We start from the raw sequence: 13,033 nt of genomic DNA, 5'->3' as shown, positions 1-13,033 counted from the left end.
GGCCTGCGGCGAAAGTGCAGCGGCTAACCCACTGAAATGATGGTGGGCGATGACAGGCTCGAACTGCCGACATCCTCGGTGTAAACGGGATGTCCTTCCTATAAGTGGCTGATATTCCTAGCCCTGACCCTTGGTTTCACCACGTTTCGTTCGCCTCGTTTCGTGGGTTTCTTGGGCAATCTTGGGCCGGTTGCCCGTTCGTTCGCGGGCACGCTCGAAGGCTTGGTCCATTCCGTCCTGGTAGTCCGGATGGTGGTGCTGGTAGTGGGTGCGCAGCGTCTGTTCCGACATGCCAAGGTATCCGGCTGCCTCGCCGATCGGCGCAGCGCCGTGCATTAACCAAGTGGCGGCCGAGTGGCGCATGATGTGCGGCACAACCTCCGGACCAAGGCCTGCATCCTGGCACGCTTTCACCCACGCGGTGCGAATCGTGCCGGCGATGGGGCGGCCGAGGAAATGGACGACGTGGGTCGCCGGCGCCTTCTGCCCATCCGCGTTGGTGCGTGCCAGGTCGAGCCGTTCCCATCGGCGCATGTGCGCCAGCAGGCGGGGGACGATTCGAACCGGCGGCTGTCGCTTGTTGGTCTTGCGCTCGCGCGCGCCGCGCCGGTAGAGCACCCCGCGCGCAACATCGACGTAAGGCGCCTCGAGGCTCTCGATCCAACGGGCCTGCACGATCGGTGAATGGCGAGTGCCCGAGTAGATGCCGATCAGAATGAAGCGGGCGAGGTGCCGCCGGCGAGCCCGCGTCTGCGCGCGCTCGCGGTGCGTCCGGCGCAACGAGTTCGTCTTCGCATCCCAGTTCCATCCGAGGCAGGCCCACAACAGACGGGCGACCTCCGAACGCGTCAGCCACCGGTCGCGGCGCTCGGCCTTCTCCGGCAACGTGACGTGCGGGACGGCGTCGAGCGTATACTCTTTGTGATAGGCGCCGATGGCGGCCGAGAGGTCTTCCAGTTCGCGGCGGGCGGTGGCGGCCGTCACGGTGCGCAGCTTCGCAGGGTCTTTGATGCGGCGATCCGGCTGCGTCATCCGATGAGCGGCATAGCCGCGACACGTCGCGCCCTTCACCTCGTTGAGGTGCTTGTCGCCCCACCATTCGAGAAGGCGCTGGACGTTAATCGAAAGGTCTTCGAAGCTCTTGAAGGCCCGCGCATCGGCGCTCGCCTTCGGCGTTCGCTCTTTCAGATGGTGGGTGAGGATGTCCGCGACGCGCAGCGCGGAGGGGTTCGATCCGCCGACCTTCGGCGTGTATTTTCGCGTGAGGTGGCGCGCGAGCTCTCTCTCAGCGCCTTGACGGTCTCCAGCGCCGCAGCCTGTGCCGATTTCATCACCGCCGTCGAGGATGACCCATGATCCTTCGCGGCCCCGTCTCTGGCGGAGGTAGAGGCGCGGGGGCTTCGTTGGCCTCGGCATCGCTGGCGCATCTCCTTCAGGGATCTCGGCGTGACCAAATCCTTGCCCGCGATGCGTTCGGCGGTCAACGAGCCGTTGCGGATCTCCGTGCGCAGCGAAGCGACGGTGAGCGGGCCTTCGGGCCAGAAGACGCCAACGGCTTCGAAGAGCGTCATCAGCTCGTCGTCGTGCCACTCGGCCGGATCAGGTCGCGCGCGGGCGCGCATCAGCGGGTCCTTCGCCATTACTCCGCAGCCTCCATCGTCGGCGCGACGGCGAGATGCGCGCAGTTGGCCGAGACGAGCGCCGCGGCAAGCGGCGGGCATACCGAGTTGCCGCAGCATGATCCCTGCACCGTCGCCGAGATCGGCGAGCCGTCCGGACGCCGGTCGATGATGTAGCTGTCGGGGAAGCCCTGGGCGCGGAAGCGCTCGCGCGGCGTCAGCATCCGCATGCCGATATCGGCGATGGCATAAGTCTCGCCGTCGATGTCGACCGTGACGAGCCCGTGCCTCGGCTTCGTCGTTACGGTGTGCACCGGCTCATCGATCGCCTGGTTCGGCAGCGCCTCGCCGTAGTATTTCGTCAGGAAGCCCGAGATCAGAGCGGCGTGCGTACCCTGCGCCGAGAGCGTCGGCAGCGGGCCATCGGCTGGCGCATCGCGCCGGTCGCTGCCTCGCATGTTCTGAATGTGCGCGGCGACGACGGCCTGCTGAGCGCCCGCCGTAGTGAGTGTCGCGAGAGGCTCATCGGCCGGGCGGCCGGGGTTCACGCCGCCGATGCGCCGGCTGTCGCTGTTGTGCTGCGCGAGGAAGGCGGACACCACGGCGTGCTTGGCCGCGCCGCCGACCTGCGTGCCGATGGGGCGATCGATGTCGAGCGCGCGCGGCGCCTGCCCCTCGCGCTCGCCGTAGCCGGTCTGCACCATCGTCGCCGCGACGACGCCGAACTTCGGCGCGCCCGCCATGACGGTGTCGACCGGCTCATCCATGCTCGATCCGACGCCGTTCTGCGTGAACCGGGAAAGATGCACAGCCGCGACGCATCCATCAGCCTTGGCCGTCATCGTGCCGAGGGGTTCGTCGCCGCCGCGCGGTGCGCTCTGGCCCGCGCGTCCGCCGCAGCCGACCAGCGTCGGCACGATGACGGCGTTCTGATCCTTCGGGCTGGCGGTGATGGTGTGGATGGGTTCGTCGGCCGCGCGCACCGAGCCTCCATGCTGGGCGGCGGTGATGACGGGCGTGACAAGGGCAAACGAGCCCGATGTCGTCACGGTGTTGAGAGGATCCTCAAGAGAGTGGACGCCGTTGCGATCCGCCGCGCTTGCCATGTCGGTTCGGACGATCGACGGCACCACGACGCCGAGCGGCGCCGCGCCGCCGGGACGCTTAACGAAGCTGTTGGCCGTCACGGTCGCCAGCGGTTCGTCGATCGCGTGGCCGGTCGCGCCGGTCTGGAACTTCACGATGTAGGGCTTGGCCGCCTCCAGCACGTAGCGCGACACGCCGCGCGCGATCCGGCGCATGGTCGCATCGGCCAGCGGGCGCACCGCGCGCACACCGTGCTTCGCCTTGATCTCCTCGGCTGTGTCGAAGATCGACGGGCATGGCAGCGACCAGTCGATGATTTCGGCGGCCGTGCGCCACGGCAGGAGCTTGCCCTTACGGATCAGCTTCGCGTCGGCGGCGTTCTTCGGGTCGCCGTGCGTGCGCTGGGGCCACACGATCCGCTGGCCGTCGCGCCGGGCGATCATGAAGAAGCGCTTGCGGATGGTCGGCGCGCCATAGTCGCAGGCGCGCAGCTCGCGCCACTGGCAGCGATAGCCGGCCTTGCGCAGACGCTTCATCCACTGCTCGAAGATCAGCCCGCGCATTTCGGGGATGGGCTTGCCCTCGTTGCAGAGCGGGCCCCACGTGCGGAACTCCTCGACGTTCTCGAGGATGATGACATCGGGCTTCGCCTCCTCGGCCCAGCGCACCACGATCCACGCGAGATCGCGGATGTTGCGGTCCATCGGCTTTCCGCCCTTGGCCTTCGAGAAGTGCTTGCAGTCCGGCGAGGCCCAGAAGAGGCCGAGGTGCCGACCCTTCGTCACCTCCAGCGGCGACACGTCCCAGATGTTGCTGTCCAGGTGGATCGTATCGGGGTGGTTGACCTCGTGCATCGCGAGCGCGTCGGCCGAGTGGTTGATCGCCACGTCCGGCGAGCGGCCGAGCGCCGTCTCGATCCCGGTCGAGGCGCCGCCGCCGCCGGCGAAGCTGTCGACGATGAGCGGCAAGGAATGCGGGAAGGTGTGCGCGTTCATGCGTCGCTCCTCCGTTCACGGCTGGCGAGCAGCTTGCGGCCCCGTTCGGTGATGACGATCCGCGGAGCGCGGCCCTTGTAGACCTTGCGGGCGAGGCGGGCCTGCGTGAGCATCGGCGCATCGTGCAGGCCGATGTTGCCGCCCGTGCCGCGCCAGGCGCCCCGGCCGCGCGCGCAGCCGATCCAGCCCGATTCCTCGAGCTTGCGCAGGTCCTTCAGCATCTGCGCGGTGATGGGGAGTTCGTCAGCCATCGTCACACCCTCATCGGCATCAGGACGACGAGGCGGTCGGCGTCGCTGGGGTTGGAGAGGACGGCGGGCGAGCCCGCGTCGTTCATGGCCAGGCGCACACGCGCGCCGTCGAAGGTGTCGAGCGCCTGCAGGATGTACTGGCCGTTGAAGCCGATCTCGAGTTCGACCGGCGCGCCGTAGAGCGTGACCTCGTCGGTGGCGTCGCCGGCGTCTGGCGAGGCCATCGAGAGCGTCAGCGTTTCGCCGGCGAAGGCGCAGCGCACGCCGCGCCCGCGCTCGGCCGAGACCGTGCGCACGCGATCGACCGCCGCTTTCAGCGCGACGCTCTCGACCTCGACGATCTTGTCATTAGCGGTGGGTATGACGCGGACATAGTCCGGGAACTTGCCGTCGATCACCTTGGAGACGATGCGCAGCGCCTGCGTCTCCAGAACGATCCCGTTCTCTTCGACATCAATCTCGACGAGCTCTTCCTCGCCGCACGACGAGGCGAGAAGATCGAAGGCGCGCTCGACCGTCTTGCGCGGGATGATGACACCGGGCAGCTCCGCGATGTCTGCCGCGATCGGGATGCGCAGGAGCGCCAGGCGGTGCCCGTCCGTCGCCACGCTCGTCAGGCATTCGGGGTGCTGCTCGTCGCGGTGCCAGAAGACCCCGTTGAGGTAATAGCGCGTCTCCTCGGTGGAGATCGCGAAGCCGCAGCGCGAGCGCACGGCCGTCAACTGCTCGGCCGAGAGCTGGAAGGTGCAGGCGGCCTCGCGCTCGGCCGGGTCGGGGAAGTCCGCCGTCGGCAGCTCGTTGAGCTTGAAGCGCGAGCGACCCGAGGAGAGCGTCACCTGCGTGCCGCTGGATGCGAAGCGCAGCTCGGCGCCCTTGTCGAGCTTGCCGCAGATGTCTTTGAGGAGCGCGGCCGGGACCGTCGTCTCGCCGGCCTCGCCGACTGTCGCAGACGCTTCCGGCGCGGTGGCAATGGCCCAGATGTCGAGATCGGTCCCGGTGACGCGGATGCGCCCGTCCGCCTCCACCGCCAGCGCGAGGTTCGACAGGATCGGGATCGTGTTGCGGCGCTCCACGATCTTCTCGACGCGCTCGACGAGCGCGCGCAGGACCTCGACGCGGACGGTGAAGGCGACGGGCATGGCGATCAGCCCGCCGCGCCGACAGGCGTGCCAGACGCCGACATTTCCGGGGCGCCCTCGTAGACCTCGAGACCGGTCTGCGCCGCGACGTCGTTCTTGGCGTTGCGCACCGCCTCGGCGACGAGCCGGTCGACGCGGAAGAGCTTGTAGAGCCAGACGATCGAGCCGCCGACCATGCGGTAGCGCAGGCGCACGGGGATGACGATCGGGTCCTCGTTGTAGAAGAGCGGGATCATCAGGGCGAAGGCACCGGGCACGGTGAGCGGCTGACCGTCCTTGCCGGTGTGCTCCTCCTCGAAGGCGATCTTCGCCTCGCCGCTCTGCAGCTTGACGTTCTGCTTCACCTTGCCGCCGACGTTGATCTCGAGGCCGCGTGCGAGTTCGAAGATCTGCGCCGGCGTGCCGATCGCCGACACCTGCATTTCGCTCGCGTGCTGCGCGGCCTCGCCCCCCGTGAGCGTCGTCATGTCCGGCGCACGCTCCTCGATGAACTCGGCGAACTCGCGCTGGTCCATCGGCTTGCCGTCATGCTCCAGCCAGGTCTTCCACTCGTCCGAGAACGGGAAGGCGTAGTGAACCCGGTGGCGGCCAAAGCCGGCGCGGGCATCGGGCTCGATGTCGTGATAGTCGATCACCGACGTGAGCGATGGCTTGCGCCAGTCCGACTGCGCGAAGACGACGGAATGGTCCGTCTTGTGGCGGTTCGTCAGCTCAATGAAGCTCTCGACATCGCCGACATGCGCGATGCCGCGGCGGTGCTCGGGGTATTCGCGCCACTCCTCGGCGAAGCTCTTCACGCTGGCGAGCTTGGGATTGTCGCCGTGAATGACAGCGACAGGGAAGGAGTCCGGCAGGCCAGCGTCGCCGGCGGTGTCCTTGACCTCGACGATGTCGATGCCGGTGGCGCGCGCGCCGAGTGTCGCCAGCTTCTCGACGGCGTCGCCGTCCAGACTGAAGGCCTCGCCGACGGACGTGGTCGAGTTGAAGACCTGCGGTTCGGCAGAGGTATGCGTTGCGGTGTCGGACATGGCGTCCTCCTGTTGAGCGGATGGCAGGAAAAGGGTGCGGCGCCGTCAGCCGGCGTCGCGGTCGCGGATTTCGCGCGGGCCGTCGAACATGTCGGACTGGCGCGGGTGCTGGGTGGAGAGGTCGCCGTCTTCCGTGACCCAGAAGACAGAGGAGCCGAACTCCTCCTTCGGCTTCTTGGCCGTGATGTCGGGGGTGATCGTCACCATGCCGGCCTCGACCTTGAGGCCGAACTTCACGGTGACGTGGCCGGCGGCCTTACCCTTGGGCCCGGCTGCCTCGTTGAGCGCGGTCAGAGCCGCGTTCATTTCGTTCTGGAGCTTGCCGACGAATTCGCCGCCCTCCAGCATGCCGAGGAGAACCTGCGGCTCGCGCACGATCTTCATGCGACCCTCCGCACCACCGCGCGGTTGGCGATCTCGCGGGCGCGGTCGCCGTACTTGCGCAGCGCCGCGAGCGAATGGCCGCGGTTGAGGAGATCGACCTCTTCCGCGCAGCCCTTGGCCGCCGCGATGTCGATCATGTCGTCGGACAGCCGGCGCACGACGGCGTCTTCCGCGGTGACGGGGCCGGGCGCGGCCTTGCGGCGGGCCGTGGGCGCGTTGGCAGCGGCGAGCGCAGCCTTGCGCGCCTGGGCGTTGGCGACGAGGGTCGCGGCGTCGATGTTCATGCGAGGTCTCCTCTGGTGATGCGGCGGGTGCCGCGCGGGCCGGGCGAAACCCGGTCGAGCTTGATCTTGGTGATGCGGGCACCGGGCTCGCGCTGGACGGCGAGCTTGCGGGCGGCGTCCGGTGTCTCGGCCGTGACGAAAACGGGTCCGCGCCCGTCGAAGTGGACGCGGAAGCCAGCCATCAGTCGGCTCCGATGATCGGGAAGTGCTCAGGCTTCAGGTTCTCGCCCGGATCGAGAGCGCGTTCGGCGCCGGCGCGGGTGAGCGTGAAGATCGGGTCGCCGCCGGAGAGCGGCGAGGCGCGGTGCTGCCGCGCGAAGCCAGCCTCAACCATTTCGCGCAGTGTGACGAAATCGTCGCCGCCTTCGCCGGCGACGTAGTGGTTGCGGTAGGACTGGCGGCGGCGACCATCGAGGCCGAGGGCATGACGCGCGATCTCACGCTGAGCGGGCGAGAGCGCGGTCGCGGCAACTGCCGAAGCTGTGGCAACCGGCAAGGCTGACCCCGTCGGCTTTGCCGCTTGCTTGGCGCGGATCTTGAGGACGATATCGGGCTGCGTGATGCGATCGACTTCCCGGCGCGCCTCAGCATCGATGTCGATCCCGTGCACGTTGCACAAGGCGGCGAGCGTCACCATCACGCCGCCCACTTCCTGCCCGGGCTCTCCGACAGGACGACCGAAGACGTAATCGACGAGTGCGTGTCCGCGATCGGCCGTCCAACCAGTCGCCTGCGCCAGTTCCAACGCCTCTTCGATGAACCGGTCCGCCCGCTCGGTTTTGTCGGCACTGACCTCCTCGCCGAAGCAGTCGATCATCCACGCCCCGACGCGTGTCTGGTGGTCTCGCATCAGATCACCCCCATCGCGATGAGGATGACGACGGCGCCGAGGCCGCCGAGCGGGAGGCTGGCGAGAGAGGCGAGGGCGTGAAGCCAGCCGCCGGTCTCGACGCTGCCGTCCTGAGGGTTCGGGAACAGCCACTCGATCATGAGAACGCCCTCGCGAGCGTGCCGTGGGCATGGATCAGCGCCGCGCCGGCCAACATGCCGACGCAGGCCGCGCCGACCAGCGCCACGAGGACGGTGCGGGCGGGCCACATGACCTCGCCGCTGGCCGGCGCCGGGTCGAGCCAGACGGCCATGCCGGTCTGGCTCGCATCCGTCAGCCGCTCCTCGAGCGAGCGGTCGTCACGGAAGGCGCGCGCCCCCGACGGGAGGGCGGACAAGGCCCCTCCGATCAGGGGCGCCGCGCCACCGGCAGCGCGGGAGGAAACGCGGCCGGTATGGGGAAGGGAATGGTACAACACCGAAAACTCCAATCCGGGTCGGGATTGAAGCAAGTAGCCATATCGGCTACGGCATTGTCAATAGGGTCGTAGCCGTATTGGCTACTCCTCCCTGGTGACCGCGTAGCGAACTCGTCCGACTATGCGGACGATCTCATCTTCGACTTCGCCGTCGAGTGAGATTGGCTTCTGCCAGCGTGGGTCGTCCGACTCGGCAATCAGCCAAAGCCCACCTTCGGGGTCGCGATGGAGGCGCTTCACAGTGCCTTCAATAGTCCCGTCCGGTCGCTGGCGTTCGACGACGTATCGCGCGCCTGGCTCCGGCGTAGCGTGGTCATCCCACGGTGCCGTAAATATCAGGACGGTGCCGTCCGGATATCGCTTGTTCATGGACGTGCCGCGAGCTTCGCGGGCGTACAGCGGCAGGTGCCGGAAGCGCTCGTCGTCCGGCACGGCTACGTCATACCAGTCGTCACGGTCCGGCCAGTCCAGCGATTCAACGAACGCGCCAGCTTGTACGGCGCCGCGGACTTGGACGCTCCGCGTGCGTGCGGGCGGGATGAGAATTTCGATCGGTGAGACGCCAAGTGCAGATCCAAGTTTCTCCATCCATTTCGTCGTCATGCCCATCGTTCCCGACGCGAGCTTAGAAATGGTTATCGGATGAGCATCGACAGCTTCGGCCAGCTTCTCGCGAGAGAAGCCGCGTTGGCGCATGATTTCGGAGAGGCGGTTCTGCATGGCGTGACCGTAGCCAATGCGGCTACGCGCGAAAGAGCCGTATCGGCTACTTTTGCTTGACATGGGGGTAGCCGATATGGCTACTTCCGTCGCTATGAGCACGGTCGACCTTTCCACGTGGCGGATTACCGCCGGTAAGAACCTCCGCGAGATTGCGGAGGCGCTTGGCATCGGCGGGGCCAACCCCGGCCGAACGCTTCAGCGTTACGAGAACGGATCGCGAGCGTGTCCGCTTGATCTCGCGGTTGCGATCCAGACGCTTACTGAGGGCGCCGTCACGCCGGGAAGCATGGCCGCTACCCGCGCGGCTTATCTCCGTGATCATGGTCAGGCCTTCACCTCGTCCGATGACGGCAAGAATGGGGCTGAGGCGGCGTCGCGTCACGTGAACGACGAGGCCGCCGGTTCACATGCGGAGACGGCGCGATGATCGGCCGTCCCTCGACCCTCCAGATGCGTAACGCGCTGAAGTTCGCCACGCGATCCGCGCTGTTCGCCGCCGGCGACGCCGCCGCGCTCGTGCGGGACAAGATCGTGCGCGTCGGCGAGACCGCTCTGTCCTACTGCCACTCGGCGAAGGAAGAGCACGCCGACCGCTTCGTCGCGCTCGACACCGCGCTCGATCTCGACTTCGCGGCTGGGGAGCCGATCCACGCGCGAGCGCTTGCCGGCGCGCAGAACTATCGCCTCGAGCCGATGGACGCCCCGATCTCCGACCTGCCGGTCTGCGATCGCACGATTGCCCGGCTGGGTCGTGCCGTCTCGGAGGCCGAGGCCTGCCTCTACCAGGCGAACGATGACGGCGAGATCAGCGCCACGGAAGCGCTGACCGCCGACGCTCTCCTCGCGGTCGTCGAGCGGAAGGTCGCGGACATGCGCGCCCGGCTGATGCGCAACGCGCTGCCAGCAAAGGGGGCGGGTGAATGAGCACCGTGATCGACATGCCGCGCGCGCCGGTTGTTCGCGACCCGAAGGCGGATGCCTTTCGGCCCCTGCCGGGGCAAGCGCCTGCCGCGCTCGAGCATGCCAAAGGCTGCCGCTGGCCGGTGCATCTCGCCGGCAATCCGATGCGGGAGGTTGCGCGCCTGTGCTGCGACGCGCCTCGCGACGGCGGCTCCTACTGCGCGACCCACACCCGTATGGCCGCTGGCACCGGCACGCCCGCCGAGCGTCGTGGCGTGCCTGCGGAGTATGACCTGCGGAGGTTCAAGCGATGATGCGTGCCATCGAACCGATGAGCCTGCCGGATTTGGCGCCTGCGGCGGTGCCAGAATGGCGCCCGGAGTTTCGCTGGGTCGATCCCCGTATCCTGCTGGTCGACGATGCCTACCAGCGCGGTCTCTCCTCCCGATCGGTCTCGTTGATCCGCCGCGTCGTCGGGCAGTGGAGTTTTGCGGCCTTCAAGCCGCCCGTGGTGGTAGACGTGGAAGGCTCCCTGCACGTTGTCGACGGGCAGCACACGGCCATCGCCGCGGCCAGCCATCCGGAGATCGTCACCATTCCGGTGATGGTGATCGAGGCTGCCGCCGCAAATGCGCGCGCCGATGCTTTCGTTCGCCACAACCGCGACCGCATCGCAGTGACGCCGATGCATCTGCACCATGCGATGGTCTTGGCCGGCGACGAGGACGCGCAGACGATCGCGCAGGTCTGCGAGCGGGCTGGTGCGACCATCCTCCGGCATCCGCCGAACGGGCGATATCGCGTCGGGGATACGATGGCGGTCGGATCGATCCGCAGCCTCGTCGAACGGCGGCACGCGATGGGTGCGCGCCGTGTGTTGCAGCTTTGCGTCGAGGCCGGACTCGCCCCGATCGCCGCCGGTCATATCAAGGCCGTCGAGCGCCTGCTCTTCGCCAAGGAATACGCCGGCACAATCAGCGAAGCCACGATCAAGGCCGCTCTCGGCGATCTCTCGCGGATCGAAAGGGATGCCGCCCGCTTCGCTGCAGAGCACCGGGTGCCGATCTGGCGCGGCTTGGCGTCCGTGATCTTCCAAGGGCGAGGGCGTCGCAATGGATGACGCCGCAATAATCGACGCGCTCGAGCGGCAGGTCTGTGCGCTGCGCGACCGTGTCGAGGAACTGGAGGCCATCCTCGCCCCCGAATTCGACGTTCCTGCCGAGTGGTGTCTAACGCGCCGTGAGCGACAGGTTCTCTCCGTTCTCGTCGCTCGACCGAGGGCGACACGCGAGGCCGTCGCGACGATCGTATACGGCCTCGCGCGGGAAGAGGAAGTCGAGAACCCTGCGGTGGTGATCGAGTCGCATGTCTCGAAACTGCGGCGGAAGCTCAAGCCCTACGGCATCGCAATCATCTCGCGCCGCTTCGATGGCTACTGGCTCGAAGACCGCAAGGCGGTGCGCGATCTCCTCGGGGTGGCTGCATGACCGCCCGATCGCCGGAAATGGACGCCTTCGTCGAGGAGGCGCGCGCGATCTCGATCGAGGCGGCCTTCGAGCGCTGCGGCTTCTCGCTCTCGACGCTGCGCCGCGCCAGCCATGAGTATGTCGGCCCGTGCCCGCGCTGCGGCGGCAAGGATCGGTTCCAGCTCAACCCCTCGAAGAACGTCTTCCTCTGCCGGCAGGGCGGGGCGGGCGGCGACGGCATCGCGCTCGTCGAGTATCTGACGGGCGAGAGCTTCCTCGACGCCTGCGAGACGCTGCTCGGCCGCGACCGGCCGGGGCCTGCGAAGAGCGCCGAGGAGCTTCGCGACAGTGCCGCGCGCCGACGCGAGGCCGAGGCCCGCAACGCCGCCGCCCGCGCCGAGAGCGAAGAGCGCGCCGCCCGGCAGGCCGACGAGAGCGCGCATTATCGCCGCCGCGAGCTGGAGCGCTGCCTCGACATCTGGGCCGAGGGGCGGCCGTTCCCCGGCAGCCAGGCCGAGCGGTATCTCGCGCTGCGCGGGCTCGACCCTTCGCGGATCGACCCGGCCTTCCTGCGCTGCGCGGCCGATCTGCCGTTCTGGGGCCGGGATGCGGGCGGGCGCAACGCGCAGCTGCACCGCGGCCCCGCCATGCTGGCGCTGTTCGTGCGGCCCGACGGCGGCAGCGCTAAGATCATCGGCATTCATCAGACGTGGATCGACCTAGACGTGCCCGGCAAGGGGCGGCCGACGATCACCGACCCGCAGAACGCGGGCGAGACGCTGCCCTCGAAGAAGATGCGCGGCTCCAAGGCCGGCGGGCTGATCCCGCTCGTCGGCCGTCTCTCCTCGGCGCGCCGCATGGTGGCCGGCGAGGGGATCGAGACCGTTCTCGGCTTCGGCCAGCGCGAAGGCTTTCCGGAGGGCACGTTCTACTGCGCTGCCGGCGACCTCGGGAATTTGTGCGGCAAGGCGACGAAGGACAGCCGCATCCGCCACCCGCAGAAGGTGAATATCGGTAAGGGCGGGCGGCGCTTGCCCGTGTTCGTGCCTGGCGAGGCGCCAGATCTCGACAGCGTGGCGATGCCGGTGCCCGACCATGTCGACGAGCTCGTCCTCCTCGGCGACGGCGACAGCGACGCGGTGATGACGCGGGCGGCGATGAAGCGCGGCGCGCGACGCCATGCGCGCGACGGCCGCACGGTGCGCGTGGAGATGGCACCGGCAGGCATGGACTTCGCCGAGATGGCGCAAGGGGTGGCGGCGTGAGTGCCGACCTCGGCCTGCCGTTGTTCTCCTACGATGTCGTCGTCATCGATCCGCCGTGGCCGTGGCGGGCCTATTCCGACAAGGGCCTCGAGAAGAGCCCCGAAGCGCAATACACGACGATGTCGATGGCCGACATCGCGGCCATGCGCGTCGGCGATCTCCTCGCGCCCGGCGGCGTCCTCGTGATGTGGGCGACCTGGCCGCTGATCGAGCAACAGGCGGCGATCATGCGCGGCTGGGGCCTGCCGACCGTGACGGGCGGCGTGTGGGCGAAGCGCACCAGCGGCGGCAAGTTGCGCTGGGGCACGGGCTACGTGCTGCGCTCCGTCTGCGAACCGTTCCTGATCGGCCGCCTCGAGGGCGCGGCCATCGCGCGCGGCAAGGTGCCGAACCTCGTCGAGACGCTGACCGACGCCGCGCTCGACGGCCTTGCCCGCGAGCATTCCCGCAAGCCGGAAGAATTCTACCAGCTCGTCGAAACCCTCGTCCCGACCGGGCGCCGCGCGGACATCTTCTCGCGCCAGCGCCGCGCCGGCTGGGACGCGTTCGGCAACGAGGCCGACAAGTTCGGGGCGGCCGAATGACC

General features: G+C 68.3%; 20 protein-coding genes. 7 read left to right on the top strand and 13 right to left on the bottom strand.

Annotation, left to right across the window (positions count from 1 at the left end; translation table 11 throughout):
• Positions 1 to 117 precede the first annotated feature (117 nt).
• From H1343_RS11335 to H1343_RS11275, 13 genes are all read right to left on the bottom strand, one after another.
• Positions 118 to 1,071 (bottom strand): tyrosine-type recombinase/integrase, encoded by a 954-nt coding sequence (locus tag H1343_RS11335; RefSeq protein ID WP_185983013.1) that lies wholly within the window; start codon positions 1,069 to 1,071, stop codon positions 118 to 120.
• A gap of 113 nt (positions 1,072 to 1,184) precedes the next feature.
• Positions 1,185 to 1,640: a hypothetical protein gene (locus H1343_RS11330; protein ID WP_185983012.1), complete on the bottom strand. Its 456-nt coding sequence runs from the start codon at positions 1,638 to 1,640 to the stop codon at positions 1,185 to 1,187.
• Complete coding sequence (locus tag H1343_RS11325) at positions 1,640 to 3,700, bottom strand: DNA cytosine methyltransferase (RefSeq protein ID WP_185983011.1); 2,061 nt, start codon at positions 3,698 to 3,700, stop codon at positions 1,640 to 1,642. Before H1343_RS11325 ends, H1343_RS11330 begins: the two co-directional genes overlap by 1 nt.
• Positions 3,697 to 3,951, bottom strand: a complete 255-nt coding sequence (locus tag H1343_RS11320; protein ID WP_185983010.1) for a hypothetical protein — start codon at positions 3,949 to 3,951, stop codon at positions 3,697 to 3,699. Before H1343_RS11320 ends, H1343_RS11325 begins: the two co-directional genes overlap by 4 nt.
• Positions 3,952 to 3,953: 2 nt before the next feature.
• Positions 3,954 to 5,090 carry a DNA polymerase III subunit beta gene (dnaN, locus tag H1343_RS11315; protein WP_185983009.1) on the bottom strand — a complete coding sequence of 379 codons (1,137 nt, stop codon included), beginning with the start codon at positions 5,088 to 5,090 and terminating at the stop codon, positions 3,954 to 3,956.
• Positions 5,091 to 5,095: 5 nt separating this feature from the next.
• Entirely contained in the window at positions 5,096 to 6,118 is a 1,023-nt protein-coding gene (locus tag H1343_RS11310) for a DUF2303 family protein (protein ID WP_185983008.1), read from the bottom strand.
• A 45-nt stretch (positions 6,119 to 6,163) separates the two neighbouring features.
• Positions 6,164 to 6,502, bottom strand: a complete 339-nt coding sequence (locus H1343_RS11305) for a hypothetical protein (protein WP_185983007.1) — start codon at positions 6,500 to 6,502, stop codon at positions 6,164 to 6,166.
• Positions 6,499 to 6,786 carry a hypothetical protein gene (locus H1343_RS11300; protein WP_185983006.1) on the bottom strand — a complete coding sequence of 96 codons (288 nt, stop codon included), beginning with the start codon at positions 6,784 to 6,786 and terminating at the stop codon, positions 6,499 to 6,501. The genes H1343_RS11305 and H1343_RS11300 overlap by 4 nt, the downstream gene beginning before the upstream one ends.
• Positions 6,783 to 6,968 carry a hypothetical protein gene (locus tag H1343_RS11295; protein ID WP_185983005.1) on the bottom strand — a complete coding sequence of 62 codons (186 nt, stop codon included), beginning with the start codon at positions 6,966 to 6,968 and terminating at the stop codon, positions 6,783 to 6,785. The genes H1343_RS11300 and H1343_RS11295 overlap by 4 nt, the downstream gene beginning before the upstream one ends.
• A complete protein-coding gene (locus tag H1343_RS16905) occupies positions 6,968 to 7,636 on the bottom strand; it encodes a hypothetical protein (protein ID WP_210270029.1) in 669 nt (222 codons plus the stop codon). Before H1343_RS16905 ends, H1343_RS11295 begins: the two co-directional genes overlap by 1 nt.
• Positions 7,636 to 7,776 carry a hypothetical protein gene (locus H1343_RS11285; RefSeq protein WP_185983004.1) on the bottom strand — a complete coding sequence of 47 codons (141 nt, stop codon included), beginning with the start codon at positions 7,774 to 7,776 and terminating at the stop codon, positions 7,636 to 7,638. The genes H1343_RS16905 and H1343_RS11285 overlap by 1 nt, the downstream gene beginning before the upstream one ends.
• Positions 7,773 to 8,012, bottom strand: coding sequence for a hypothetical protein (locus tag H1343_RS11280; protein ID WP_185983003.1), 240 nt, complete (start codon positions 8,010 to 8,012; stop codon positions 7,773 to 7,775). Before H1343_RS11280 ends, H1343_RS11285 begins: the two co-directional genes overlap by 4 nt.
• Positions 8,013 to 8,174: 162 nt before the next feature.
• On the bottom strand, positions 8,175 to 8,813 hold the full coding sequence (locus tag H1343_RS11275) for a LexA family transcriptional regulator (protein WP_185983002.1): 639 nt from the start codon (positions 8,811 to 8,813) through the stop codon (positions 8,175 to 8,177).
• Between the two features lie 94 nt (positions 8,814 to 8,907).
• On the opposite strand from H1343_RS11275, the gene H1343_RS11270 reads away from it, so the two are divergent.
• The 7 genes from H1343_RS11270 to H1343_RS11240 are packed head-to-tail and all read left to right on the top strand — an operon-like array spanning position 8,908 to position 13,031.
• Positions 8,908 to 9,243, top strand: a complete 336-nt coding sequence (locus H1343_RS11270) for a helix-turn-helix domain-containing protein (protein ID WP_185983001.1) — start codon at positions 8,908 to 8,910, stop codon at positions 9,241 to 9,243.
• Positions 9,240 to 9,740 (top strand): hypothetical protein, encoded by a 501-nt coding sequence (locus H1343_RS11265; protein WP_185983000.1) that lies wholly within the window; start codon positions 9,240 to 9,242, stop codon positions 9,738 to 9,740. The genes H1343_RS11270 and H1343_RS11265 overlap by 4 nt, the downstream gene beginning before the upstream one ends.
• The gene (locus H1343_RS11260; RefSeq protein WP_185982999.1) at positions 9,737 to 10,030 is read left to right on the top strand and encodes a hypothetical protein; all 294 of its coding nucleotides are present in this window, start codon (positions 9,737 to 9,739) and stop codon (positions 10,028 to 10,030) included. The genes H1343_RS11265 and H1343_RS11260 overlap by 4 nt, the downstream gene beginning before the upstream one ends.
• Positions 10,027 to 10,836 (top strand): hypothetical protein, encoded by an 810-nt coding sequence (locus H1343_RS11255; protein ID WP_343048873.1) that lies wholly within the window; start codon positions 10,027 to 10,029, stop codon positions 10,834 to 10,836. Before H1343_RS11260 ends, H1343_RS11255 begins: the two co-directional genes overlap by 4 nt.
• A complete protein-coding gene (locus tag H1343_RS11250; RefSeq protein ID WP_185982998.1) occupies positions 10,829 to 11,203 on the top strand; it encodes a helix-turn-helix domain-containing protein in 375 nt (124 codons plus the stop codon). Before H1343_RS11255 ends, H1343_RS11250 begins: the two co-directional genes overlap by 8 nt.
• The gene (locus H1343_RS11245) at positions 11,200 to 12,447 is read left to right on the top strand and encodes a DUF7146 domain-containing protein (RefSeq protein ID WP_185982997.1); all 1,248 of its coding nucleotides are present in this window, start codon (positions 11,200 to 11,202) and stop codon (positions 12,445 to 12,447) included. Before H1343_RS11250 ends, H1343_RS11245 begins: the two co-directional genes overlap by 4 nt.
• On the top strand, positions 12,444 to 13,031 hold the full coding sequence (locus H1343_RS11240; RefSeq protein ID WP_185982996.1) for an MT-A70 family methyltransferase: 588 nt from the start codon (positions 12,444 to 12,446) through the stop codon (positions 13,029 to 13,031). Before H1343_RS11245 ends, H1343_RS11240 begins: the two co-directional genes overlap by 4 nt.
• The last annotated feature ends 2 nt before the right edge of the window (positions 13,032 to 13,033 follow it).

The sequence above is a fragment of the Aureimonas mangrovi genome (genome assembly GCF_014058705.1).
GTDB classification, from domain to species: Bacteria; Pseudomonadota; Alphaproteobacteria; order Rhizobiales; family Rhizobiaceae; genus Aureimonas; species Aureimonas mangrovi.
This window is presented reverse-complemented; position numbering and strand designations above follow the sequence as displayed.